Here is a 24,159-nt window from a genome sequence, read left to right on the forward strand (position 1 = left end):
AGGACGGACATGTCGATCGACAAGGACGAGCAGGATGCGTCGGTCGCGGCGGCCCACTGGCTGCTCGCGCTGGAGGAGGAGCCGGCGGATGTCGATCTGCGCCGGCGCTTCGAGACGTGGCTCGCCGAGAGTCCCGAGAATGCGGCCGCCTGGGCTGGCGTGTCAGACGTGTACGACGCGATCGGGGCGCCGGCCTATGTCGCCCATCGCAACGCCCGCGAGTCCCGGTCGGCTGGCGCGGCGTCCGTCACCCGGCTCGACGATGTCCGGGCGCGACGTCGGCGCTTCCTGCTGCCGGCGGCGGCGCTGGCCCTCGCGGCCTGCCTCGCGCTCCTGACTTTGCCCGGTCTCCTCCTGCGGTGGCAGGCCGACCACGTGACCTCCGTTGCCGAAAGCCGGTCGGTCGTGCTCGACGACGGCTCCATGGTACGGCTGGCCCCAGGCAGCGCCGTCGAGGTGCTGGCCGGAAATGACCGTGGTGTGCGCCTGCTGCGGGGCGAAGCGCTGTTCGAGGTCGTGCCCGACAGCGCGCGACCGTTCCGTGTCGAGGCCGGTGCCGTCGAGACGACCGTGCTTGGAACCGTTTTCGACGTACGGCTTCTGGAACACGGCGCGTTGGTCTCCGTGCGCGAAGGCGAGGTGCGCGTCGATCGTGCGGCCGCACCGCGCATCTTCGAGCGCTTGAAGGCCGGGGATTGGGCGAGGGTGGAGGGAAGCGGGCCCGTCGTTCGTGGCGTCGTGCCGCCCACGGAAGTCGCAGCCTGGCAGCGCGGGCAGATCGTCGCCCGTGATCGCGCCATCGAGGACATCGTCGAGGAGGTGGGCCGCTCCTATCGTGGCGTCGTGCTCGTCACCGACGGCGCGCTGGCCCGACAGCGCGTGACGGGCGTCTACAACCTCGACGATCCGGCTGCGGCGTTGCGCGCGGCCGCCGGCGTGCATGGCGGCGTCGTCCGCCAGGTGTCGCCCTGGCTGATCGTCATCTCCCCGAACTGACCGCGCGAACTTTCTTCAAAAACTTTTCCGGCGCCGGACGTTGATTGACCACGCGCCGATCTGAGACGCCGCCGCAGACCCGGTCGCCGCGCCATGTCGTTGGGAGAGAGTATGATGGCGGTTGTCGGGGGACGGGCCAGGCAGGCCCTGCAGGGTGTTGCGTTGGCGCTGGCGACGGCGGCGGTTGCGGGTGGTGACGCTGTCGCTCAATCCGAATCGGGGATAGGCGTCGCCCAGGCACAACAGCGGACCTTCGATATTCCGCCGCAGCCTCTCGCAGGCGCTCTCGCCGCCTTCGGTCAGCAGTCGGGCATGCAGGTTTCGATCAGCGCCGGCCTTGCCCACGGCGTGTCTTCGCCCGGTGCGAGCGGCGCGCTGACGCCCGCCCAGGCGCTCGACCGGCTGCTGTCCGGCACGGGCATCACCTATCGCATGACCGGCAATACGGCGATGCTGCAGCGTCTCATCGACAACGGTGTCGGCGGCGCATTGCAGCTCGATCCGGTGCAGGTTCAGGGCGTGGCCGTGCCGCCGCAGGCCATCATCGACAACGTGCCGCCGCCTTATGCCGGAGGGCAGGTGGCGACCGGCGGGCAGGTCGGGTTGTTCGGCAATCGCGGCGTCATGAACACGCCGTTCAGCCAGACCAGCTACACGGCGGAGACGGTCGAGAATCAACAGGCGCGCACCGTCACCGAGGTGCTGGCCAACAATCCCTCGGTGCGCATGGCGACGTCGGAGACGTCGTTCGTGCCAACGACGTACATTCGTGGCTTCTTCGTCGCGCCCTGGGACGTCTCGTTCAACGGCCTCTATGGCGTCCTGCCCGGCCAGACGATCAGCGCCGACTTAGCCGAGAGGGTGGAGCTTCTACTCGGTCCCAGTGCGCTGCTGAGCGGCATGCCGCCGCAAGGCAGCATCGGCGGCCTGCTCAACATCGTGCCGAAGCGGGCGGTGGAGACGCCGATCACGCGGGTCACCACGAACTATGCCATGAACAGCCAGTTCGGCGGCCATGTCGATGTCGGCCGCCGCTTCGGCGACAACAAGGAATGGGGCGTCCGCTTCAACGGCAGCTATCGCGGCGGCAACACGGCGGTGCAGAACCAGTCGCAGGAGATGGGACTCCTGGCGCTCGCGCTCGACTATCGCGGCGAGCGGGCGCGGCTGGCGGTCGACCTCGGATACCAGCGGCAATATGCGACCGCGCCCTTCCGCAATTTCGGCATCAATCCCGGCATTGCCATCCCGGCCGCGCCGACCGCCACGTCCAACGTGGCACAGCCCTGGAGCTATTCGGACATCGAGGACAGGTTCGGTAGCTTGCGCGGCGAGTTCGATATCTCCGAAGAGTGGACGGTCTACGGTGTGCTCGGCGGCCGCACGACCCGCTCGAACACGATCGGTGGGCGGCCGACGATCACCAATGCGATGGGCAATCTCACGAACCCGATCCAGTACATTCCGTTCCTCAACCAGACCGATAGCGAAGAGGTCGGGATACGCGGGCGCTTCGACACCGGCCCGATCCATCACCAGGTGTCGCTGGTCGCCAACCGGCAGTTCACCGTCACGTCGAACCAGTTTCCGACGCTGACGACCGTCACCTCCAACATCTACAACCCCACCTTCGTCGCGTCGCCCAACGTCCCGTTCCTCAATCCCAACCGTGCCAGCGATTCCCTCGCCTACAGCTACGGCTTCGGCCACACGATGTCGGGGGCCGATGACCGCGTGCAGTTGATCTGGGGACTGCGCCAGCAGCAGATCGAGAGCAACAACTACAACAACGCCTCGGGTGTGCTGACCGGCAGCTACTCCAGCGGCGCGCTGACGCCGGCCGTCGGCGTCGTCTTCAAGCCGTGGGAGAACGTCTCCGTCTACGGCAGTTACATGCAGGGCCTCCAGCCGGGCAGCATCGTTCCCGCGAACTTCGCCAATGCCGGTCAGGTCCTGCCGCCCTTCGTGTCGAACCAGTTCGAGATCGGCGCCAAGGTCGACTGGGGGCGACTGATCACCACGCTGGCGCTTTTCCAGATCACCCAGCCCAGCGGCATCGCCAATGCGTCGAACAACACGTTCACGGCCGACGGCGAGCAGCGCAACCGCGGAATCGAGCTGAATGCGATGGGGTTGCTCACCGACCAGGTACGCGTGCTGGGGGGCGTGACCTTCCTGCAGGGCCGCTTGCAGAAGACCGGCAACGCTCTCACCGACGGCAAGGTCGCCACGGGCGTGCCCGACGTGCAGCTGAACGTCGGGCTGGAGTGGGACATGCCCTGGGTTCGTGGTCTCACCCTGACGGGCCGCACGATCTACACCAGCGCCCAATACTACGACAACGCCAACACCCAGCAGATCCCGGGCTGGGTCCGCTTCGATGTCGGTGCGCGCTACGGCTTTGAAGTGCAGGGCCGGCCGCTCAGCGCCAAGCTCAACGTCCTGAACGTCGGTAACAACAACTATTGGGAATCGGCGAATTCCCTGTTCGGCCTGGCCATGGGTGCGCCGCGTACCGTCCTTGTCTCGCTCTCTGCCGACTTCTGACAAAAGGCCTGATCCTGACGGGACGGGCGACCGGCTCCGGTGCGTCGCCTCCCTGACCCGACCTCGGGCAGAAAAACAGGCGGCCCGAAGGGAAAATCGTCCGTCCCAATCGTCTTATGGAGGACGATACGGGGAGCAGTCATTGCGGGCGCGTGCAAATCCGACGGAAAGCTGACGTGGAATCGACATTTCGCGCGTCCATGAACTGGCTGCATACTTGGGCGGGTGTCGTCTGGGGCGGGCTCCTGTTCGCCATCTTCTGGATGGGGACGCTCTCGGTCTTCGACCGGGAGATCGACCTCTGGATGAAACCGATCATACGTGTGGAGGCGGTAGAGGCCGTCTCTGTCGATGCGGTCGCCGGGGCGCTGAAACCCCTCGTGGGCGACGCCGTGCAGTGGTTCATGCGCTTCCCGACGGAGCGGGAGCCGGCCGTGCGCGTCGGTTATCGCGGCACGAGCGGACCCTTCATCCAGCGCAACGTCGATCCGGCGACCCTGACGCTGATGCCGGAGGAGGGCACGCTGGCCGGGACGGGGTTCATCTTCCCGTTTCACTACAGCCTGAACATCCGCCTCTGGTCACTGGGGTACTGGATCGTCGGCCTGGCGGCCATGACGATGCTCGCGCTCTGCGTGTCGGGTGTCGTCATCCACCGCAAGATCTTCACGGAGTTCTTCACCTTCCGGGCCGACAAGCAGCCGAGGCGCCTCGTGCTCGATCTGCACAATCTCACGGGCGTCCTCGGCCTCCCGTTTCACTTCGTCATTGCGCTGTCGGGCCTCATCGTCTTCTTCTCGATCCACTTCCCGTCAGCCGCGGAACTTGCCTATGGTGGCGCACGACGAAGCTTCAATCAGGAAGCGTTCGGAGACTACAGTCGTCCGAAGGCCAACGTGCCGGCCGCAACTTCGGTCTCGCTCGACAGCCTCGTTCACGAGGCGTCGCGCCTCTGGGATGGCGCAAAGCCCTTCTTCGTCCGCGTATGGTATCCCGGTGATGCCAATTCTTATGTCGAGATGCGCCGGTCATCCGATGACGCCGTGACGATGAATCTCGATCTCGTTCATTTCGACGCGGCCACCGGAGCGGTGCTGTACAGCTACACGGCAGCGCCGGTCTTGAACGCGCAGCGTTTCATCTCGGGCCTGCACTTCATCCAGTTCCGGCACTGGACACTGCGCTGGGTCTATTTCGGCCTCGGCCTGTCGGGATGCCTGCTGATCGCGACCGGCTACCTCTTCTGGCTCGAATCGAGGCGGACGAAGCACGAGCGGCTCGGTTTGCGGGGTGCTCGCGTGGTCGAAGGAATCGCCGTCGGCTCCGTGACCGGCATCATCGTCGCCACGCTGGCCTTCTTCGTCGTCAACCGACTGTTGCCGCAGGGCGCGGCATTGCTGGGCGAGGAGCGTGCCGCGCTGGAGGTCTGGACCTTCTATCTCGTCTGGGTCGCGACGTTTGCCCATGCCTGGCTACGACCGGGCAGGGCTTGGATCGAACAGAGCTGTACGACCGCAGGCCTGGCCGTGGCCGCCGTCATCCTCAACTGGCTCACGACCGGCCAGCATCTCGGCGCAAGCCTCGCGGCGGCCCATCTGAGGCCCATCGCCGGCATGGACCTGCTGCTCCTGGCGACCGCCGCGATCTCCGGATGGGTGGCGCTGCGACTTGCCAGGAAAGCGAGGGGGCGAGCCGCAACGACGGCGGGACGGTTGTCTGCCCTCTAGTATCCGATGTTCGGCCGCAACCAGCGCTCCGCCTGCTCGATCGAGACGCCGCGGCGCTTCGCATAGTCCTCGACCTGGTCCTTGCCGATGCGGGCGACGCCGAAATACTGCGCGTCCGGATGGGCAAAGTAGTAGCCCGAAACCGCCGAGGTCGGCATCATCGCGAAGCTCTCGGTGAGCTGGATGCCGGCGTTCTGGCCGGCGTTCAGCAGCCGGAACAGTTCGGGCTTCTGGCTGTGGTCGGGGCAGGCGGGATAGCCCGGCGCCGGGCGGATGCCGCGATACTTCTCGCGCGTCAGCTCGTCGTTGGTCAGCGCCTCATCGGGCGCGTAGCCCCACAGGGTCTTGCGCACACGCTCGTGCAGGCGCTCGGCGAAGGCTTCGGCCAGACGGTCGGCCAGCGCCTTCAGCAGGATGTCCGAATAGTCGTCATGGTCGGCCTTGAAGCGCGCGAGATGCTCCTCGATGCCGTGGCCGGCGGTGACGGCAAAGCCGCCGATCCAGTCGGCCTCGGGCGAGATGAAGTCGGCCAGGCACATGTTGGCGCGGGGCGCCCGCTTCTCGATCTGCTGGCGCAGGAAGAAGAGGCGCGAGATTTCCTTGGTGCGCGTCTCGTCGCTGTAGAGCACCACGTCGTCGCCCTCGCGGCGGCACGGCCAGAAGCCGACCACGCCCTTCGCGGTGAGCCACTTCTCGCGGACGATCCGGTCGAGCATCTTGCGCGCATCGGCATAGAGCTTCTTGGCGCTCTCGCCGACCACGGGATCCTCGAGGATTGCCGGATAGTTGCCCGCCAGCTCCCAGGCGCGGAAGAAAGGCGTCCAGTCGATGCGCTCGACCAGCTCGTGCAGCGGATACTCGGCAAAGACGCGTGTGCCGCTCAGGGCCGGCTTGGGCGCCGTGTAGGCCTGCCAGTCGATCTTGAAGTCGTTGGCGCGGGCCGCCTCGAGCGGGATCACCTTCTCCTTGGTGCCGCCCGCGCGTTCCACGCGAATCGCCTCGTACTCGGCCGCGACCTTGATGGCGAAATCCTCGGCCTGCGAGCCGGACTCGGAGACGAGCGCCGAGCAGACGCCGACGGCGCGCGAGGCGTCGAGCACGTGCACGGTGGTGCCGTTGTAGCGCGGTGCGATGCGCAGCGCGGTGTGCACCTTCGAGGTCGTGGCGCCGCCGATCAGCAGCGGCAGGTTCATGCCTTGCCGGGTCATCTCCTCGGCCACCGTCACCATCTCGTCGAGCGAGGGCGTGATCAGCCCGGAGAGGCCGATGATGTCGGCCTTGTTGTCGTTGGCGCTCTTCAGGATGTCCTGGAACGGCACCATGACGCCGAGGTCGATGACCTCGAAGTTGTTGCACTGCAGGACCACGCCGACGATGTTCTTGCCGATGTCATGGACGTCGCCCTTGACCGTCGCCATGACGATCTTGCCCTTGGGCCGCGAGCCCTCGGTCTTCTGCGCCTCGATGTAGGGCAGGAGATGCGCCACCGCCTTCTTCATGACGCGGGCGCTCTTCACCACCTGCGGCAGGAACATCTTGCCGGCGCCGAACAGGTCGCCGACCACGTTCATGCCGGCCATCAGCGGGCCCTCGATCACCTCGATCGGCCGCGCGATCTGCAGTCGCGCCTCCTCGGTGTCGGCGACGACGTATTGGTCCATGCCCTTGACCAGCGCATGCTCCAGCCGCTTCTCGACCGGCCAGCTGCGCCACTCGGCGTCCTGCGTCTCGGCGACCTCGCCGGTGCCCTTGTACTTGGGCGCCAGCTCGAGCAGCCGCTCGGTAGCGTTGGGATTTCGGTTGAGGATCACGTCCTCGCAGGCGTCGCGGAGTTCCTGCGGGATCTGGTCGTAGACCTCGAGCTGGCCGGCATTGACGATGCCCATGTCCATGCCCGCCTGGATGGCGTGATAGAGGAACACCGAGTGCATCGCCTTGCGCACCGGCTCGTTGCCGCGGAAGGCAAAGGACAGGTTCGAGACACCGCCGGAGATCTTGGCGCCGGGGCAGCGCTGCTTGATCTCGCGCGTCGCCTCGATGAAGTCGACGCCGTAATTGTTGTGCTCCTCGATGCCTGTGGCCACCGCGAAGATGTTTGGGTCGAAGATGATGTCCTCGGCCGGGAATCCCACCTGGTTCACCAGGATGTCGTAGGCGCGGGAGCAGATCTCGACCTTGCGCTCCTTGGTGTCGGCCTGACCCTTCTCGTCGAAGGCCATGACCACGACCGCGGCACCGTAGCGGCGGACCTTGCGGGCATGCGCGATGAACGGCTCGATGCCTTCCTTCATGGAGATTGAGTTCACGATCGGCTTGCCGGCGACGCACTTGAGTCCGGCCTCGATCACGCTCCACTTGGAGCTGTCGATCATGATCGGCACGCGGGCGATGTCGGGCTCGGCGGCGATCAGCTTCAGGAACGTGTCCATCGCCAGCTCGGCATCGAGCAGGCCCTCGTCCATGTTGATGTCGATGATCTGCGCGCCGCTCTCGACCTGCTGGCGGGCGACCTCGATGGCGGCCGTGTAATCGCCCTCCAGGATCAGCTTCTTGAAGCGGGCCGAGCCCGTGACGTTGGTGCGCTCGCCGATGTTGATGAACATCGCCCGCGGCGCCGGCTTGCTGTCGATATCGATATCCTGAGCCATTAGAAGAAACTCGCCGGTTCCATGCCACTGAGACGCAGCGCGGGCGGCAGGACATGCCAGGTGCGCGGCGTGATGCCTTTGACCGCCTCGGCGATCGCCTTGATGTGGGCGGGCGTCGTGCCGCAGCAGCCGCCGACCACATTGATCCAGCCGTTTTCCGCCCAGCCCTTGACCAGCTTGCCGGTCATTTCCGGCGGCTCGTCGTAGGCGCCGAGCTCGTTGGGCAGCCCGGCATTGGGATAGATGCACAGCATGCTGTCGACCTGCGGGTTCAGCGCCTGCACGTAGGGATGGAGCTCGGTGGCGCCAAAGCTGCAGTTCAGGCCCATGGTGATGGGCTTGGCATGCCGCACCGAATGCCAGAAGGCCTCGACCGTCTGGCCCGAGAGGTTGCGGCCGGCCAGGTCGGTGAGCGTCATCGACACCATCACCGGGAGGACCTCGCCGCGTGCCTCGCCCGCCTCGTCGACGGCGACGAGGGCGGCCTTGGCGTTCAGCGTATCGAACACGGTCTCGACCAGGATAAAGTCGACGCCACCGTCGAGCAGCCCGTCGATCTGCTCGCGGTACATGTCCTTCACCTCGTCGAAGGTGACGGCGCGGAAGCCGGGATCGCTCACCTTGGGCGACACCGAAAGCGTCTTGTTGGTCGGCCCCAGCGCGCCCGCAACGAAGCGCGGCTTGGACGGATCGCGTGCCGTGGCGGCATCGGCGCAGGCGCGCGTCAGCTTCGCCGCCGCGACGTTGATCTCGCGCGCCATGCCGGTGATGCCGTAGTCGGACAGGCTGATCGAGTTCGAGTTGAACGTGTTGGTCGCGACGATGTCGGCGCCGGCGTCGAGATAGGCGTTGCAGATCTCGCCCACCACGTCGGGACGCGTCAGGTTCAGCAGGTCGTTGTTGCCCTTCTGGTCGTGGTTGAAGGTGCGGCCGCCGCGGAAGCCTTCCTCGTCGAGCTTGTAGCTTTGGATCATCGAGCCATAGGGCCCGTCCTTGATCAGGATGCGCTCGGCGCCGATGGCGCGCAGCTGTTCGGCCTTCTCCTCGCGGGTCATGGCTTGGTCGGTCACTTGGGGCGCACTCCCAGCAGGTGGCAGATCGCAAAGGTGAGATCGGCCCGGTTCAGCGTGTAGAAATGGAACTGCTCGACGCCTTCGTCGCGCAGGCGGCGGCAGAGGTCGCCGGCCACGGTGGCGGCGATCATGCGGCGTGTCTCGAGATCGTCGTCGAGCCCGTCGAACATGTTGCAGAACCACGGCGGCACCTTCGAGCCGCAGAGGGCGGCGATGCGGTTCACCGCCTGGAAGTTCGAGACCGGCATGATGCCGGGCACGATCGGTACGTTGATGCCCATCGCCGCCGCTCGGTCGCGGAAGCGCAGGAAATCCTCGGCCTCGAAGAAGAACTGGGTGATGCAGCGGTCGGCGCCGGCATCGACCTTGGCCTTCAGGTTCTCGAGATCCGCCTTCTCGTCGGCCGAGGCGGGATGCTTCTCGGGATAGCCCGCGACGCTGATCTGGAAATCGCCGATCTTCTTCAGGCCCGCGACCAGCGCCGCCGCATTGGCATAGCCGCCGGGATGCGGCGTGTACTGGCCGCCCATGCCGCCCGGCGGATCGCCGCGCAGGGCCACGATGTGACGGATGCCGGCATCCCAGTAGGCGCGGGCGATGTCGTCGATTTCACCCTGGGTCGCAGCCACACAGGTGAGGTGAGCGGCGGCATCGATGCCGGTTTCGCTCTTGAGTCGCGCGACCGTGTCATGCGTACGCTGGCGCGTCGATCCGCCGGCGCCATAGGTCACCGAGAAGAACGAGGGATGCAGCGGCGTCAGGCGCTTCACCGTCTCCCACAGCGTCTGCTCGGCGGCGTCGGTGCGCGGCGGCGAGAACTCGAACGATACGGCGAGCCGCTGCGGCGCGCGGGCGGGAAATTCGGTCGCGCTCCCGGTGGAACTGAGGGGACTGCCGATCGGACCGGTATCGGGGCTCATCGTGATTCTCCATGGGCGGAAACGGCGGCAGGCCGCAGGGTGGCGCGGGCCGGCAGCTCGCGCTCGCCGCGCCAGATGCCCGTCATCAGGCGGCGGCCGGGAAAGTGGATCGGTTCGAGCGGCGTGAGACCGGCGCTGCGCAGCCAGCCCTGCACCTGGTTGTCGGCGAAGCCCAGATGGACATGGGCATGCTCGCGCTTCAGCTCGACCAGGTCGTGTGGCGAGAAATCGACCACGAGGACCGAGCCGCCCGGCTTCACGACGCGCGCGGCTTCGGCCAGCGCCGCGGCGGGATCGTCGGCGTAATGCAGCACGTGATGGATCGTGACGACGTCGAAACTGTCGGATTCGAAGGGCAGGGCATACATGTCGCCCTGGCGGATGTCGGCATTGTCGATGCCGGCGCGTGCCAGGTTGGCGCGGGCGAGCGCCAGCATCTCGCGGCTCTGGTCGACGCCGATCGCCTGTTCGACCTTGGGCGCCAGCACCTCGAGCAGCCGGCCCGTGCCGGTGCCGACATCGAGCAGCCGGCGGGCGCCGAGCGGCAGGTGATGGCTGAGCGCCCGTTCGATCTCGCGATCGGCGACGTGCAGCGCGCGCAGTTCGTCCCAGCGCTGGGCATTGTCGCGGAAGAAGCGGGCGGCCGCGGTCTGGCGGCGCTGCTGGACGGCATCCAGGCGTGCCCGGTCGGTCGCGATCCGGGGATGCTTCGGGTCGAGGCGGCGAACGAATTCGCGCACCAAGGCGGCATCCTCACCGCCGCTCGTCAGGCGGAACCGGGTGAACTGGGCCTCGCGGAAGCGCTCGAGCAGGCCGGCCTCGACCAGCAGCTTCAAATGCCGGGAGACGCGCGGCTGGCTCTGTCCCAGCACGTTTACATAGTCGCTGACGGTCAGGTCCTCGCGTGCCGCCAGCGCCAGGATGCGCAACCTGGTGTCCTCAGCGGCGGCCCGCAGCAGGGTGAGGAGGTGTTCCATGGAGAGAATGATATAAGCATATCTTTATGTATGCAATGATTATTGCCGCCGCGCGCTGTGGCGCCTGAAACACAAGAAACAATGGAATGCAGAGGCTCACAGGAATGGGCCCCGGAATTGCTTCAAACCACAGCGCCCGTGTGCAACACTCGGCGCGGTGCGACGAATGACCGTCGCGTCACGCTTTTTTTGGCCCGGCGTCCCGGGCCAGCGGAACCATCCGGGGTCGGCGTTGATGATCGGTGTGACGAGAGCCATTGCTGCCAGCATTCGCCGCTCTGTTGTCGCGGTCGCCCTTGCCGGGACCGTGGTCGGAGGCTGCGCCTCCGGCGATACCGGCGCCGCCGAAGTCTGGGATCCGCTGGAGACCCCGAACCGCTTCATCTTCTCGATCAACCGTGCCGTCGACATCATCGCGTTCCGGCCGCTGGCGGTGATGTACCGCGATCTGGTGCCCGACCGGGCGCAGACCGGCGTGCGCAACCTGCTCGACAATCTCGGCGAGCCGGTCACGGCCATCAATGAGGTCTTCCAGGGCGATCCGAATCGCGCCGCCACGACCATGGCGCGCTTCCTCGTGAATTCGACCATCGGCGTCGCCGGCATCTTCGACGTGGCCTCGAGCTTCGGCCTCGAGCGCACCAAGGAGGATTTCGGCAAGACGATCGGCCTTTGGGCCGGCGTCGAGCCCGAGAATGGCGGCTTCTACCTGATGCTGCCGGCCTATGGTCCGTCCAATGCGCGCGACGCCACCGGCCTGATGATGGATTACCTGGTCGATCCGTTCCGGATCCTGACCTTCAACCTGGCCATCGACTGGGACGTCTGGCAGATCGGCCGTTACGGCCTGAACGCCGTCGACTACCGCTCCCGCACCATCTTCGCGCTCGACGATCTCGAAAAGAACAGCGTCGACTATTACGCGGCGCTGCGCTCGGCCTACACCCAGAACCGGGCGGACCAGATTCGCGAGAAGCGCGAGAAGACCAATGCCCGCGCGGAGCTGGAGCGTCGCGACAACCTGGCACTGGTTCGCTAGCGCAACGCGCCCGGCGAAGGGTGCGTTGATCGGGCGTCCGCGCTAAAACGCTTCCCCCAAAATTCGTCATAGGAGTGCACGGTGCCGAAGCTCGCCTCTCGTCGTGTCGTGTTGCAGCTTGCCGCGACTGCCGCGATCTTGTCTGCCATACCTTTCGCTGGGCCGGCCGTGGCCGCCGATCCCGCACAGATCGTGCAGAGCACCGCTCAGCAGGTCATCGAAATCGTGAAGACCAAGACCGGCGCCGACCGCCAGGCCGCGATCCTGAGCGTTCTCCAGACGAATTTCGACATGCCGGCGATGGGCCGGTCGGCGTTGGGCACGCACTGGAGCCAGGCGACCGAGAGCGAGCGCGCGCGCTTCCTCAAGGCCGTCGCCACCGCGGAAGCCAAGGCCTACAGCGAGCGCTTCGGCCAGTATGGCGGGCAGACCCTGACAATCGGCAAGGTGACCCCGCGCGCCAACGGCGTGACGATCGTCGACAGCCGTCTGAACCAGACGTCCGGGCAGCCGATCAAGCTCGAATGGGAAGTCCGCAACGACCGCATCGCCGACGTGAAGGTCGAGGGCGTGAGCATGGTCATGACTAGACGTTCGGATTTCAATTCCTACATCCAGAACAACGGTGGGAAGGTCGAGCCGCTGGTTCTGGAACTCGAAGCCCGCGCGGCTCGATAGCCCGGATTGCACGCCTCAGGCGCCCGGCGTAGTCTCCCCGACGGGAGGCGTGCGAGCGCTCCGTGAGCGTCGCAGGGGGCGGAAGCGGAGCGGAGGAGAGCGCCATGGATAGCGCGATTGCCAAGAACCCGGCCGAACTGCGTTCGGTCGATCCGGTCTGGGACCGGATTCGCGAAGCCGCGCATGCGGCCGCTGCCGCAGAGCCGGTGCTGGCCGGAACCCTCCACGCGACGATCCTGAGCCAGCCGCGCTTCGAGAATGCGCTGAGCTATCACCTTGCGCGGCTCGTCGGCACGACCGAGGTGCCGGCCGCGCTGATCCGCCAGACCTTCGACGAGGCTCTGGCGGCCGATCCCGGCATCGGCCTTGCGGCGCGGGCCGATATCGTGGCGGTCGCCGATCGCGATCCCGCGTGCACGTCGCATCTCGATCCGCTGCTCTGGTTCAAGGGCTATCACGCGCTGCAGACCTACCGCGCCTCGCACTGGCTGTGGACGGAGGGCCGGCGCACGCTCGCCCACTTCCTGCAGAGCCGGTCGAGCTCGCTGTTCGGCCTCGACATCCATCCCGGCGCGGTGATCGGCAAGAGCATCTTCATCGACCACGGCACGGGTGTCGTGATCGGCGAGACCGCCGTCGTCGAGGACGGCGTCTCCATGCTGCATGGCGTCACCCTGGGCGGGACCGGCAAGGAACGCGGCGACCGTCATCCCAAGGTGCGGCGCGGCGTGCTGCTGGGCGCCGGCGCCAAGGTCCTGGGCAACATCGAGATCGGCGCCTGCGCCAAGATTGCGGCCGGCAGCGTCGTGCTCGATCCCGTCCCGGCCGGCTGCACGGCTGCCGGCGTCCCCGCCCGCATCATCGGCTGCGTCGATGTGCCGGAGCCCGCGCTCGACATGGATCACCGGATCTAGTCACTGCCGCTTGAGCCTCCGTCCCCACCGTCCATAATCCGGTGGGGGATCAGATCATGCATCACGAGTTCCGCGGCCTTGCGCTCCATCTCTGGACGGTCGACACGACGCCGTTCGAGGAGGCGCTGGCCGCCGCGAAAGCGGGCGGCTTTGGAGCGGTCGAATTGCGTCGTGTCGATTTCGAGCGGGCCGGGAAGAGCGGACTGTCGAACACCGAACTCCTGGGGCGCGTGCGCGCGGGCGGGCTGCGCGTCAGCGCCGTCGGCTGCGAATATGGCTGGACCTTCGCGGCCGAGCGGGATCGCGAGCGGCTGTTCGCCTCCCTGGAAGAGGCCTGCGAGCGGGCGGTCATGCTCGATTGCCCGACGGTGATGAGCGGCATCGGGCCGGGTTCGGCGTCGCTGGAGGAAGGCGTCGCCAACATCCGCCGGGCTGGCGAGATCGTTTCGCGCCACGGGCTCAGGCTCGCGCTCGAATACCAGTTTCAGCATCCCATCGTGAGCCGTCTCGACATCCTGCGCGAACTGATCGCCAAGGCAGGAGAGAAAAGTGTCGGCCTGCTGCTCGATGCCTATCACCTCGAGCGGGGCGGTCGCCCGGGCCGTGGCTTCGAGGACGTGCCGGGCACGGAGATCTTCTACGTCCAGTACAGCGACGTGCCCGATGCGCCGCCCAATGCCGTGCCGCCGGTCGACCGTCTGCCGCCGGGGCAGGGCGTGGTGCGCTGGAGCGATCTTTTCCAGCTGCTGAGTGAGAAAGGCTACGAAGGCTGGCTGAGCTACGAGGCGCCCAATCCCGCGCATTGGGCGAGACCCGCCGCCGAGGTCGCGCGCGAGGGCGCAACGGCGACGCGGCGCGCCCTGGACGCCGCCTTCGCCTGAGCCGCCTGCGACCAGTGGCGGGATGGATGGCACGGGCCGGACGCGCTACGTCTGCGCACGATGGCGCAGAAGAAGAAGTCCCCGAGCAAGTCGCGGAAGAGCGCTTCTTCCGGCGCCAAACCACCTTCTTCCGGCCCCAAGCCAACGGCTTCCGGGACGAAGCCGAGGGCCCGCAAGCCCGCACCCCGTACGCCCGCACCGCGACCGCTGCCGCCGCCGACCACGACCCTTCAGCAGGAACTGCGCATGATGGCGCATAGCGGCGTGGAGACGATTCAGAGCCTGATCGTGTTCCTCGCGGTCGTGGTGGTGATCGTGGCCGCCGGGGTCGGCGCCTGGGCGATCCGGCCGGTGCCCAGCTACGCCTCGGAAGAGCAGAAGGCCGGCTCGCCCTTCGACGCGACCTTCACCGCCGACAACCCCAGCCCGTGGTTTGCCATGAAGGGCCTGAAATTCGCCTGTGTGCTCGATCACGTGCGCGCCTCGGGCCGCGAGCCGACCCTGATCGAGGCGACGGACGTGCGCTTTCCGGCCGGCTCGGCGGGCGAACTGAAGCCCGGCGAACAGGCGACCTTCAAGTGTCCGTTTCGCGCCCTGTTCGGCCTGCCGCCGCTCAACGAGGATTACGGGGTGGTGCAGCGCTCGCAGATCTACTTCCACGCCTCCTACGATCTGCCGTTCATCGGCACGATCCGCCTGAGCGACAACAGTGTGCCGTTCGTCCTCAACACGAGGCTTTTGCCGCCGCGCTGGACAAGCCGGCCGGAGGGCTAACGCAGCCCCGCGAAAGCCTTCATCCGATCCGGCGTGAAATGCCTCAGCGGGACATGGCTCGTCGCGCCATCCACAATCAGTTCGGCCATGGCCTCGCCGGTCGCGGGGGCGTTGAGCATGCCCCAGACGCTGTGGCCGGTGGCGACCCAGGCGTTGGCGACACCCGGCACGGCGCCGATCAGCGGCAGCCCATCCTCGGTGACGGGACGGAAGCAGGCCTGGCGCGCGACAATGGGCGCGTCGGCGAGGGCCGGGGAGACGGCGCGGCACAGCGCTTCCAGCCGTTCGTGCGCGCCCGCGTCGCCCGTGATGTCGGCCGGATCGACCGGAAGCGACGCGGTGCTCGACACCGCGCAGGCCCAGACCGTGCCGTCGGCCCGCGCGAAGATCTCGGGCGTCAGCGCCTCGCCGCTCGCCTCCTCGTATTCGAGGAACAGGGCTTCGGCCGGCACCGCATCGCCGGTGCGGAAGACGAGGCTGTGTCCCTTGAATCCGTACACGGCGGGCAGCGGCAGCCAGCGCGAGGCGAGGATCGACCACGGCCCCATCGCGATGACCACGCCATCGGCTTCGATGGTCTCGCCGCTTTCGAGCGTCACGCCGCCGATCGCGCCGGACGCGCTCCTCATCAGTCCCGTGACGGTTGCGTGGCGCAGCTCGGCGCCGTTCGCTTCCGCGGCGCGCATCAACCCGGTGGTGAAGGCGCGCGGCTCGACCAGGGCCGTCGTCTGCGGCGAGCCGATTTGCCCGGTCAGCGTCACGTCAGGCGACAGCCACGGCCGGCCTGCGTCCCCGTGCCCGCGCCGGCCCTCCGCAGCGTCGCCGGAAAAGGTCGTGAGCCTTCGGTAGCCCCACGGATTGTCCAGCTCGTCGGCGAGGCTCGCATGCAAGGCGAAGCTGCGCCGCGCCAGCCGGTCTATCGCGGTCCCGCGACACCAGTCGAGCGCGAGGAAGCCGCCCGACTTGCCGGAGGCCGCGCCTCCGACCTCGTGGCGCTCGACCACGACCGGCCGCGCGCCGCGTCGGCTCAGGTAGTAGGCGGCGGCCGCGCCGATGGCGCCGCCGCCGCAGACGACGATCCGCTTCTTGCTGCTCATGTCCGATCAATCCACGGCCGCACTGGAGGCTGCGTCTCTGGTGCAATATCTTGCTTGGAAACTCGGGAGGAAGCGTACATGAATTGGAAATCGTGGGGACTCGCCATGTTGGCGGGCATCGCCGGCTGGCTGTCGCTCGCGGCCAGTGTCTCGGCGCAGGCGCCGGTCGGGCAGAAGCCGATCAAGGTGGCGGCGGTCGATTTCGTGCCGGCGTGGGGCGATCTCGACGGCAACGTGGCGCGGCTCGTCCAGGCGGCCGAGCAGGTGGCGCGGCAGGACGTCCATTACGCGGTGTTCCCCGAGACCGCGGTCAGCGGCTACCTGTTCAGCGGGCCGAAGCAGCTCGCGCCGTTCCTCGATACCATTCCCGGCAAGACCACGGCCGCGCTCTTGCCCGTCCTCCAGCGTACCGGCCTGTACATGAGTGTCGGCATTGCCGAGCGCGATGCCGCGACCGGCCTCGCCTACAACACGGCGGTGCTGCTCGGCCCCAACGGCATCGTCGGCAAGTACCGCAAGAACGGTCTGAACCCGCAGGACCAGAAGGTCTTCGCGCCGGGCACGACCGGTGTCGAGGTGTTCGAGACGCCGATCGGCCGCATCGCGCTGCTGATCTGCTACGACGACACCTACTGGCAGTATGGTCGGCTCGCGGCGCTGCGCGGCGCCCAGATCATCGCCTGGCATTCGGTGTCGGACCGCGTGATGCCCGGCACGCCGCCCGCCGAGGCGACGGGCAATCACTCGACCGTGTCCAACGTCCAGTACCTCAGCGCCCAGAACGGCGTGTGGGTGGTCGGTGCCACGCGCAGCGGTGTCGAGACCAACCCGATCACCGGCGGCAAGCTCTACTACAATGGCGGTTCGAGCATCTGGTCGCCGAAGGGCGAGAAGCTGGTGCAGGCGCCGGTGGTGCCGCCCGAAACGCTGGCGCCCGGCCTCGCTGGCGTCTTTGCGACCAGCATCGTCCCGGCCGAAGCCGATGCCGAGCGGACCGCCCAGCTCGCACGCCGCCGTTCCGATCTCTACGTGCCGCTGCTGGCGCTGCATCGCAGCCCCACCGATGGCAATGCCACGACGTCGGTCCGCTCCGTCGCGCTGTCGGCCGCGCAATGGCCCGACGGACCGTCGCTGCTCTCGTCGGCGCGCCCCGAAGCGGGCGAACTGCTGGTCCTGCCGGAACTCTCGGCGCTGCCGTCGGGTCTGTCCGCGGCCGACATCAAGGCGAAGGCCGAAGCGCGCGACGGCGCTTTCGAGCAGGCCCTGTCGGCGGCCGCCAAGGCCGGCAGCGGCTTCGTAGTCGGCTCCTATCCCGAGCGCGACGGCGACAAGGTCTATCATACGGTCGTGCTGGCCGGGCCCACGGGAACGGTGCTCGGCCGCTACCGCGCCACGCACCCGTCCGCCGCGACCGCGGCCTGGGCGAGTGCCGGTGACGAGCCGGTCGTGATCGACACGCCGCTCGGCCGCATCGGTCTCGCCACCGGCGAAGAGCTGCGCGTGCCGGAACTGGGCGGCCTCTATGGCGCCCTGCGCACCGACATCCTGGCCGCGCCGGCGGGACGGCCCGAGCCGCTCAAGGTGCAGATCGATGCCAAGCTCTTCGCCGTAAACGATCCGCCGACCGGCCGCGCCGATTTCTTCCCCTACGCTTCGGCCAAGCAGAACCAGCTCTGGCTGGTGAGCGGCGGCCGCAGGGTCGGCAACGCCACGGCGGCCGGCATCTACGGCCCCGAGCCGGTCGTCGACACGCCGACGCTGACGGCGGCGGCCGGCGAGAGCGTCGTGCGCTATCGCACGCGCGTGCCGGCGCCGGGCACCTGGATCAACCAGCAGCAGCTCATCGCCGGGCAGCAGTCGCTGCTGTTCGTGCCGCTGGTGATGAAGGACGACAGCGAGTGCCTGAAGCAGTGGCGGAGCCGGGGCACAGGCGCGCCGCCCTGCCGCTGAGCGCTCCATCGCAGGGAGAACGGCCGGGCTTGCCGCCCGGCCTGTCCCGACGGCACCATGCCTCCGGATCGCAGCGGGGACATGGACCATGGACGACTATTACGATCTCGGCGCCTACAAGCGCACCGTCACCACCTCGTCGCCGCAGACGCAGCTCTGGTTCGATCGCGGACTGAACTGGCTCTACGGTTTCAACCATGCCGAAGCGATCAAGTGCTTCGAGAAGGCGCTCGAGACCGATCCCGGCTGCGCCATGGCGCATTGGGGTATCTCCTACGCCGCCGGGCCGAACTACAATCTTCCCTGGCACCGCTACGATCCCGCCGGCAAGAAGCGCGCGCTCGAAGCCTCGTATGACGCCATGCAGCGCGCGCTGGCCGCCGCGCCCAACGCCGCCCCGGTCGAGCAGGCGCTGATCCGTACGCTGCCGGCGCGCTATCCGCAGCGCGAGGCGATCGAGGACCAGACGACGTGGGACAAGGCCTTCACCGTCGAGATGCGCAAGCTGTTCCGCGCCCATCCCAACGATCTCGACCTGCGCTCAGTGTTCGCCGAGGCGATCATGAACGAGACGCCCTGGCAGATGTGGGACCTGAAGACCGGGCAGCCCACGCCGGGCGCCGGCACCGAGGAGGCGGTCGAGGTGCTGGAGAGTGCCTTCCGCGACATGCCGGCGAGCTGGGACCATCCCGGCCTGCTGCACCTCTACGTCCACCTGATGGAGATGTCGCCGTTCCCGCAGCGCGCCCTGCGGGCCGGCGACCGGCTGCGCGACCTCGTGCCGGACTCGGGCCACCTCGTGCACATGCCGACCCATATCGACGTGCTGTGCGGCAACTATCGCGACGTCGTCGTCTACAACCAGAAGGCCGTCGTGGTCGACCGCAAGTACCTGGCGCGCGAGGGCGCCCTGAACGTCTATTCGATGTATCGCAGCCACGACCATCACTTCATCGTCTACGGCGCCATGTTCCTCGGCCAGTACACGCCGGCCATCACCGCGGCGCAGGAGCTGATCGACACCACGCCGGAAGAGCTGCTGCGCATCCCGTCGCCGCCGATGGCCGACTTCGTCGAGGGCTATCTCTCGATGAAGCAGCATGTGCTGGTGCGCTTCGGCAAGTGGCGCGAGATCATCGCGCAGGAGCTGCCGAAGGACCCCGACCTCTATTGCTCGACCACGGCGATGACGCTCTACGCCAAGGGCGTGGCGCATTCGGTGCTGGGCGAGATCGAACTGGCCGAGCAGGCGCGCGCCGCCTTTCGCGCCGCCAAGGCGCGCGTGCCCGAGAGCCGGCGCCTGCACAACAACACCATGGTCGACCTGCTGGCCATCGCCGACGAGATGCTGACCGGCGAGCTGGAATACCGCCGCGGCAACTTCGATCTGGCCTTCGCCCATCTCCGCCGCGCCGTCGAACTCGACGATTCGCTGCCCTACGACGAGCCCTGGGGCTGGATGCAGCCGACCCGCCACGCGCTGGGTGCGCTGCTGCTCGAGCAGGGCCATCTCGCCGAAGCCGAAGCCGTCTATCGCGCCGACCTCGGCTTCGACGGCAAGACCAACCGCGCCTGCTGGCACCCCGAGAACGTCTGGAGCCTGCACGGCCTCCACGAATGCCTGACGCGCCGCGGCGAAACGGTCGAGGCGCCGCTGATCAAGGCACGGCTGGATCTGGCGTCTGCGCGGACCGAGTTTCCGGTGCGCGCGTCGTGTCTTTGCAGGAGGGAAGCTGCGTAGGCGGAACTTCACAACGCTCGCGATAGTCCTGCCCAGCGCTATGGAATCGCCAAGACGGACCTCATGCTGAGGAGAGACGCTTCTCAGCAGGACGAGGGGGAGAAGCGAGATATCCGCTTCGAAGGCCTTGACTCGCCCAAAATCGGGTCCGACCCGGGAGCTGCGGCATTCGTTTCAGATATTTCGTTTATTTCGTTTATTTCGTATGCTCCATCCCGCCGGCGGTCAGGGCCCAGGCGCGTCGCGGCCGGCCACACCCGCTGGATCATCGCGAACAGGAATGCGGTCGTGAGGCCGAACAGCAGCATGCCGTTCAATGCTTCCAGCGCTCCCAGCATCTTCCATTCGTGTTCGAGGTTGATGCTGGTGTCGCCGTAGGTGGTGAGCGCGCCCAGCGAGTAGAGCATCGCCGAGCGGTTGTCGGGGATGGCGCCAAGTACGCGGTAGGCGATGGCCCAGATGCCGCCTTCGACGATGTGCAGCGCCGTCACCAGCGTGACCGCCATCGCCATCACCAGGGCGAAGGTGAGGGAGAAGTGGCGGCGGGTCTTCACATGGTCGACCGCGTACTCCACCCGCGCCGTGAACAGCGCCAGGCAGAGGACGTGGAGCACGCTGGTGAAGGCGATCAGCGGGATGCCCCACGCCCAGTCGGCGCCCCACTGCACTTCATTGAGCGGGTTCATCCTCGCCGCGCCCCCTGTCTTGAGTGTGCGGGGCCGCCGGTCTAGCGGACCAGCGGCTTGTACTTGATGCGGTGCGGCTGGTCGGCGTCGGTGCCGAGGCGGCGGTGCCGGTCGAGCTCGTAGTCCTGGTAGTTGCCCTCGAACCACTCGACATGGCTGTCGCCCTCGAAGGCCAGCATGTGGGTGGCGGTGCGGTCGAGGAACCAGCGATCATGCGAGATCACGACGGCGCAGCCGGCGAACTCGACAAGCGCCTCTTCGAGCGCGCGCAGCGTGTCGACGTCGAGGTCGTTGGTCGGCTCGTCGAGCAGCAGCACGTTGGCGCCGCTCTTCAGCATCTTGGCGAGGTTCACGCGGTTGCGTTCGCCGCCCGAGAGCTGGCCGACCTTCTTCTGCTGGTCGGCGCCCTTGAAGTTGAACGACCCGCAATAGGCGCGGCTGGACACTTCCTTGGTGCCGAGCTTGATGATGTCGAGGCCGCCCGAAAGCTCCTCCCACACGCTCTTGTTGGGATCGAGCGTCTCGCGGCTCTGGTCGACATAGCCCAGCTTCACCGTCGGGCCGACCGAGAAGGTGCCGGTATCGGGCTTGTCGAGGCCGGTGATCATCTTGAACAGCGTGGTCTTGCCGGCGCCGTTGGGGCCGATGACGCCCACGATGCCGCCCGGCGGCAGGTTGAAGGTGAGGTTGTCGATCAGCAGCCGGTCGCCGAAGCCCTTGGAGATGCCCTCGGCGCGGATGACATGGTCGCCCAGGCGCGGGCCGGCCGGGATGACGATCTGCGCCCGGTCGAGCGTCTGCTGGCTGTCCTCCGCCACCATCTGCTCGTAGGCGGCGATACGGGCCTTGCTCTTGGAGCGGCGGGCCGACGGGCTGGTGCCCATCCACTCGAGCTCGCGCTGCATGGTGCGGCGGCGGGCGTCGGCGGTCTTCTCTTCCAGCTCGAGGCGCTTGTCCTTCTGCTTCAGCCAGGACGAGTAGTTGCCTTCCCACGGGATGCCGGCGCCGCGGTCGAGTTCGAGGATCCAGCCGGCCACGTTGTCGAGGAAGTAGCGATCGTGGGTGACGGCCACGACGGTGCCGGGGAATTCCGCGAGATGGCGCTCCAGCCAGGCCACCGACTCGGCGTCGAGATGGTTGGTCGGCTCGTCGAGCAGCAGCATGTCGGGCTTGGAGAGCAGCAGGCGGCACAGCGCCACGCGGCGCTTCTCGCCGCCCGAGAGCTTGGTCACGTCGGCGTCGGACGGCGGGCAGCGCAGCGCGTCCATGGCGATCTCGACGGTGCGGCCAAGGTCCCAGCCATTGCCGGCGTCGATCTTCTCCTGCAACTCGCCCTGCTCGGCGATCAGCTTGTCCATGTCGGCGTCGGGGTCGGAGAAGGCGTTGGAGACCTCCTCGAAGCGCGCCAGCATCTTCGCCATCTCGCCGGCGCCGTCCATGACGTTGCCCAGCACATCCTTGGCGGGGTCGAGGCCCGGCTCCTGCTCCAGCAGGCCGACCTTGACGCCCTCGGCCGCCCAGGCCTCGCCGGTGTAGCTGTCGTCGCGCCCGGCCATGATCTTGAGCAGGGTGGACTTGCCCGAACCGTTGAGGCCGAGCACGCCGATCTTGGCGCCGGGCAGGAACGAGAGCCAGATGTCCTTCAGGACCTGCTTGCCGCCGGGAAAGGTCTTGTTCAGACCCTTCATCACGTAGATGTACTGGTAGGATGCCATGGGGCGAGCTTTTAGCGGCCCCGTCGGGTCGGTTCAATGACGCCCGGGTCAACGCGCGCGCAGGCAGAACTTCTTTTCATACGAGATTGCGTATAATGTAATTAAATACGCGATGCCGTATATTGTTTCTTGATACGCGTTCGCGTATGCTGTTCGCATGGAAATCATCGCCAGGGATCCGAAGCAGCTCGGGATCGCCGTTCAGCGCCGCCGCAAGGAGCAGAATCTCACGCAAGGCGAGCTGGGCGCCCGCATGAACGCCCGTCAGGCGACCGTCTCCAAGCTGGAGAAGGGAGAGCCGGCCACGCAACTCCAGACCTTAATGAATGCACTGGCGGCGCTGGACCTGGAGCTCGTCGTTCGCCCCCGGACCACGAGCCGCGTGGAGGAGCTCGAGGAGCTGTTCTGATGGCCCGCTCCCGCGCCACGCGACCGCTCGACGTCTTCCTGAACGGAAAGCGCGTCGGGCAGCTTCGCCGGGAAGTGAGCGGCGCCATTGACTTCAGGTATGCAGACGAGTGGCTCGGCTGGAACAACGCCATTCCGGTGTCGCTGTCCCTGCCGTTGAGCGAGCGGCGTTATGCCGGCGCCCCCGTCGTCGCGTTCTTCGACAATCTTCTGCCCGACGATGAGGACATTCGTCGCCGTGTCGCTGAGCGCGCGCGGGCACAAGGGCCTGATTCCTACAGCCTGCTCGGCGCCATCGGCCGGGATTGCGTCGGTGCCCTGCAGTTCCTTCCCGAAGGGGAGGCGGCGGCGCCTCCCGACCGGCTGGACGGGAGGCGCATCGGCGATGCCGACATCGCGGAACTGCTCGGCAAGCTCGCGCGCAACCCACTCGGCATCGACGAAGGGGGCGACCTGCGGATCTCGCTGGCCGGGGTGCAGGAGAAAACCGCGCTCCTGTTCTGGAAGAAGCATTGGCATGTGCCGCATGGCACCACGCCGACAACGCACATCCTCAAGCCGCAGATCGGCGCGCAGCCGAATGGTCTCGACCTGTCGGACAGCGTCGAGAACGAGCATTTCTGCCTGCGCCTGATGGAGGCATTCGATCTTCCCGTGGCGCAATCGCAGATCGTGGATTTTGCGGGACGGCGCACCCTGGTCGTCGAGCGGTTCGATCGCCTGTGGACCCGGGACAGGCGTCTGCTGCGCGTGCCCCAGGAGGATTGCTGTCAGGCCCTGTCGGTTCCTCCCACCCTGAAGTACGAGCAGAGCGGCGGACCCGGCATGGTCACCATCGCGCGCCTGCTGAAGGCAAGCGATACGCCGGACCTCGACCTTCGGCGCTTCTTCAAGACACAGGTCCTGTTCTGGCTGATTGCGGCAACGGACGGGCATGCCAAGAACTTCAGCATCCGCCTCGCGCCCGGCGGACGCTTCGCGCTTGCGCCGATCTATGACGTGCTCTCCGTGCAGCCGGCCTTCGATGCGGGCCAGCTCCGCCGCACGCAGATGAAGCTGGCGATGGCCGTGGGAAGCAACCGCCACTATCGCATCGACGAGATCACGCCTCGCCATTTCCTGCAGACCGCCGGGCTGTGCGACATTCCGCAGGCCACCGCGACCGCCGTCCTGGACGAGATCGCGCAGACCGCCGACGCAGCCCTCGACCACGCTCAGTCGTCGATGCCGAAAGGGTTCCCGGAAAGGCTTGCCGCGTCGATCATCAACGGCGCGAGGGGGCGACTGAAGCTGTTCGGGCAGGGTAAGTAGCGCTGAGCAGGGGGCGTGCATCGCTCCCGCTTGTTCGCGCCCCCTCGAACGGGTTCAATGACGGCGGGGAGAAACGC

Annotated in this window: 18 protein-coding genes and 1 pseudogene; 12 read left to right on the forward strand and 7 right to left on the reverse strand. The window is 67.2% G+C overall.

Translation table 11 applies throughout. The annotated features are described in order from the left end of the window. The first annotated feature begins 9 nt into the window (after window positions 1-9). Entirely contained in the window at window positions 10-996 is a 987-nt protein-coding gene (locus ACO07I_RS22265) for a FecR family protein (RefSeq protein WP_422011223.1), read from the forward strand. Between the two features lie 15 nt (window positions 997-1,011). On the opposite strand, the gene ACO07I_RS22270 is transcribed toward ACO07I_RS22265, so the two are convergent. Continuing rightward, window positions 1,012-1,341 (reverse strand): hypothetical protein, encoded by a 330-nt coding sequence (locus ACO07I_RS22270; RefSeq protein WP_422011225.1) that lies wholly within the window; start codon window positions 1,339-1,341, stop codon window positions 1,012-1,014. On the opposite strand from ACO07I_RS22270, the gene ACO07I_RS22275 reads away from it, so the two are divergent. Both ACO07I_RS22275 and ACO07I_RS22280 read left to right on the forward strand, forming a co-directional pair. Next, window positions 1,309-3,543, forward strand: coding sequence for a TonB-dependent siderophore receptor (locus ACO07I_RS22275; RefSeq protein ID WP_422011227.1), 2,235 nt, complete (start codon window positions 1,309-1,311; stop codon window positions 3,541-3,543). The two genes, ACO07I_RS22270 and ACO07I_RS22275, sit on opposite strands and share 33 nt — an antisense overlap. Before the next feature lie 176 nt (window positions 3,544-3,719). Then, complete coding sequence (locus ACO07I_RS22280) at window positions 3,720-5,270, forward strand: PepSY-associated TM helix domain-containing protein (protein ID WP_422011229.1); 1,551 nt, start codon at window positions 3,720-3,722, stop codon at window positions 5,268-5,270. Here ACO07I_RS22280 and metH read toward each other — a convergent pair. The 3 genes and pseudogenes from metH to ACO07I_RS22295 all read right to left on the reverse strand — a co-directional run bounded on the left by metH (window position 5,267) and on the right by ACO07I_RS22295 (window position 10,888). Beyond that, window positions 5,267-8,973, reverse strand: a pseudogene (gene metH / locus ACO07I_RS22285) (methionine synthase). The gene ACO07I_RS22280 and the pseudogene metH overlap by 4 nt on opposite strands. A gap of 11 nt (window positions 8,974-8,984) precedes the next feature. Beyond that, on the reverse strand, window positions 8,985-9,911 hold the full coding sequence (gene metF, locus ACO07I_RS22290; RefSeq protein WP_422011231.1) for a methylenetetrahydrofolate reductase [NAD(P)H]: 927 nt from the start codon (window positions 9,909-9,911) through the stop codon (window positions 8,985-8,987). After that, window positions 9,908-10,888, reverse strand: coding sequence for an ArsR/SmtB family transcription factor (locus tag ACO07I_RS22295; protein WP_422011233.1), 981 nt, complete (start codon window positions 10,886-10,888; stop codon window positions 9,908-9,910). The genes metF and ACO07I_RS22295 overlap by 4 nt, the downstream gene beginning before the upstream one ends. Before the next feature lie 244 nt (window positions 10,889-11,132). Between ACO07I_RS22295 and ACO07I_RS22300 the strand changes: the two genes are divergently transcribed. From ACO07I_RS22300 to ACO07I_RS22320, 5 genes are all read left to right on the forward strand, one after another. Further along, window positions 11,133-11,927 carry an MlaA family lipoprotein gene (locus ACO07I_RS22300; protein ID WP_422011235.1) on the forward strand — a complete coding sequence of 265 codons (795 nt, stop codon included), beginning with the start codon at window positions 11,133-11,135 and terminating at the stop codon, window positions 11,925-11,927. 81 nt (window positions 11,928-12,008) lie between these two features. Then, window positions 12,009-12,605, forward strand: coding sequence for an MlaC/ttg2D family ABC transporter substrate-binding protein (locus tag ACO07I_RS22305; RefSeq protein WP_422011237.1), 597 nt, complete (start codon window positions 12,009-12,011; stop codon window positions 12,603-12,605). A 104-nt stretch (window positions 12,606-12,709) separates the two neighbouring features. Then, a complete protein-coding gene (cysE, locus tag ACO07I_RS22310; RefSeq protein ID WP_422011239.1) occupies window positions 12,710-13,519 on the forward strand; it encodes a serine O-acetyltransferase in 810 nt (269 codons plus the stop codon). A gap of 56 nt (window positions 13,520-13,575) precedes the next feature. Continuing rightward, the gene (locus ACO07I_RS22315) at window positions 13,576-14,400 is read left to right on the forward strand and encodes a sugar phosphate isomerase/epimerase family protein (RefSeq protein WP_422011241.1); all 825 of its coding nucleotides are present in this window, start codon (window positions 13,576-13,578) and stop codon (window positions 14,398-14,400) included. A gap of 246 nt (window positions 14,401-14,646) precedes the next feature. After that, window positions 14,647-15,174, forward strand: a complete 528-nt coding sequence (locus ACO07I_RS22320; RefSeq protein ID WP_422011243.1) for a hypothetical protein — start codon at window positions 14,647-14,649, stop codon at window positions 15,172-15,174. Here the strand turns inward: ACO07I_RS22320 and ACO07I_RS22325 are convergent. After that, window positions 15,171-16,271: an NAD(P)/FAD-dependent oxidoreductase gene (locus ACO07I_RS22325; RefSeq protein ID WP_422011245.1), complete on the reverse strand. Its 1,101-nt coding sequence runs from the start codon at window positions 16,269-16,271 to the stop codon at window positions 15,171-15,173. The two genes, ACO07I_RS22320 and ACO07I_RS22325, sit on opposite strands and share 4 nt — an antisense overlap. Before the next feature lie 78 nt (window positions 16,272-16,349). Between ACO07I_RS22325 and ACO07I_RS22330 the strand changes: the two genes are divergently transcribed. Both ACO07I_RS22330 and ACO07I_RS22335 read left to right on the forward strand, forming a co-directional pair. Then, window positions 16,350-18,221 (forward strand): carbon-nitrogen hydrolase family protein, encoded by a 1,872-nt coding sequence (locus tag ACO07I_RS22330; RefSeq protein ID WP_422011247.1) that lies wholly within the window; start codon window positions 16,350-16,352, stop codon window positions 18,219-18,221. A gap of 88 nt (window positions 18,222-18,309) precedes the next feature. Further along, window positions 18,310-19,962 carry a tetratricopeptide repeat protein gene (locus ACO07I_RS22335; protein ID WP_422011249.1) on the forward strand — a complete coding sequence of 551 codons (1,653 nt, stop codon included), beginning with the start codon at window positions 18,310-18,312 and terminating at the stop codon, window positions 19,960-19,962. An 83-nt stretch (window positions 19,963-20,045) separates the two neighbouring features. Here ACO07I_RS22335 and ACO07I_RS22340 read toward each other — a convergent pair whose 3' ends face one another. Both ACO07I_RS22340 and ettA read right to left on the reverse strand, forming a co-directional pair. Beyond that, window positions 20,046-20,648 carry a hypothetical protein gene (locus ACO07I_RS22340; RefSeq protein ID WP_422011251.1) on the reverse strand — a complete coding sequence of 201 codons (603 nt, stop codon included), beginning with the start codon at window positions 20,646-20,648 and terminating at the stop codon, window positions 20,046-20,048. A gap of 41 nt (window positions 20,649-20,689) precedes the next feature. Continuing rightward, a complete protein-coding gene (gene ettA, locus ACO07I_RS22345) occupies window positions 20,690-22,363 on the reverse strand; it encodes an energy-dependent translational throttle protein EttA (RefSeq protein ID WP_422011253.1) in 1,674 nt (557 codons plus the stop codon). Between the two features lie 157 nt (window positions 22,364-22,520). Here ettA and ACO07I_RS22350 point away from each other — a divergent pair, with 157 nt between their 5' ends. Then, window positions 22,521-22,772, forward strand: coding sequence for an XRE family transcriptional regulator (locus ACO07I_RS22350; RefSeq protein ID WP_422011255.1), 252 nt, complete (start codon window positions 22,521-22,523; stop codon window positions 22,770-22,772). Then, window positions 22,772-24,082 (forward strand): type II toxin-antitoxin system HipA family toxin, encoded by a 1,311-nt coding sequence (locus ACO07I_RS22355; protein WP_422011257.1) that lies wholly within the window; start codon window positions 22,772-22,774, stop codon window positions 24,080-24,082. Before ACO07I_RS22350 ends, ACO07I_RS22355 begins: the two co-directional genes overlap by 1 nt. Window positions 24,083-24,159: the final 77 nt, after the last annotated feature.

The organism is Reyranella sp., from assembly GCF_965227665.1.
GTDB lineage: Bacteria > Pseudomonadota > Alphaproteobacteria > Reyranellales > Reyranellaceae > Reyranella.

Coding starts and splice junctions, on each gene's coding strand:
- ACO07I_RS22265 (WP_422011223.1), top strand. CDS start 10: ATGTCGATCGACAAGGACGAGCAGGATGCGTCGGTCGCGGCGGCCCAC.
- ACO07I_RS22275 (WP_422011227.1), top strand. CDS start 1,309: ATGCAGGTTTCGATCAGCGCCGGCCTTGCCCACGGCGTGTCTTCGCCC.
- metF (WP_422011231.1), bottom strand. CDS start 9,911: ATGAGCCCCGATACCGGTCCGATCGGCAGTCCCCTCAGTTCCACCGGG.
- ACO07I_RS22295 (WP_422011233.1), bottom strand. CDS start 10,888: ATGGAACACCTCCTCACCCTGCTGCGGGCCGCCGCTGAGGACACCAGG.
- cysE (WP_422011239.1), top strand. CDS start 12,710: ATGGATAGCGCGATTGCCAAGAACCCGGCCGAACTGCGTTCGGTCGAT.
- ACO07I_RS22315 (WP_422011241.1), top strand. CDS start 13,576: ATGCATCACGAGTTCCGCGGCCTTGCGCTCCATCTCTGGACGGTCGAC.
- ACO07I_RS22320 (WP_422011243.1), top strand. CDS start 14,647: ATGATGGCGCATAGCGGCGTGGAGACGATTCAGAGCCTGATCGTGTTC.
- ACO07I_RS22325 (WP_422011245.1), bottom strand. CDS start 16,271: ATGAGCAGCAAGAAGCGGATCGTCGTCTGCGGCGGCGGCGCCATCGGC.
- ACO07I_RS22330 (WP_422011247.1), top strand. CDS start 16,350: ATGAATTGGAAATCGTGGGGACTCGCCATGTTGGCGGGCATCGCCGGC.
- ACO07I_RS22335 (WP_422011249.1), top strand. CDS start 18,310: ATGGACGACTATTACGATCTCGGCGCCTACAAGCGCACCGTCACCACC.
- ACO07I_RS22340 (WP_422011251.1), bottom strand. CDS start 20,648: ATGAACCCGCTCAATGAAGTGCAGTGGGGCGCCGACTGGGCGTGGGGC.
- ettA (WP_422011253.1), bottom strand. CDS start 22,363: ATGGCATCCTACCAGTACATCTACGTGATGAAGGGTCTGAACAAGACC.
- ACO07I_RS22350 (WP_422011255.1), top strand. CDS start 22,521: ATGGAAATCATCGCCAGGGATCCGAAGCAGCTCGGGATCGCCGTTCAG.
- ACO07I_RS22355 (WP_422011257.1), top strand. CDS start 22,772: ATGGCCCGCTCCCGCGCCACGCGACCGCTCGACGTCTTCCTGAACGGA.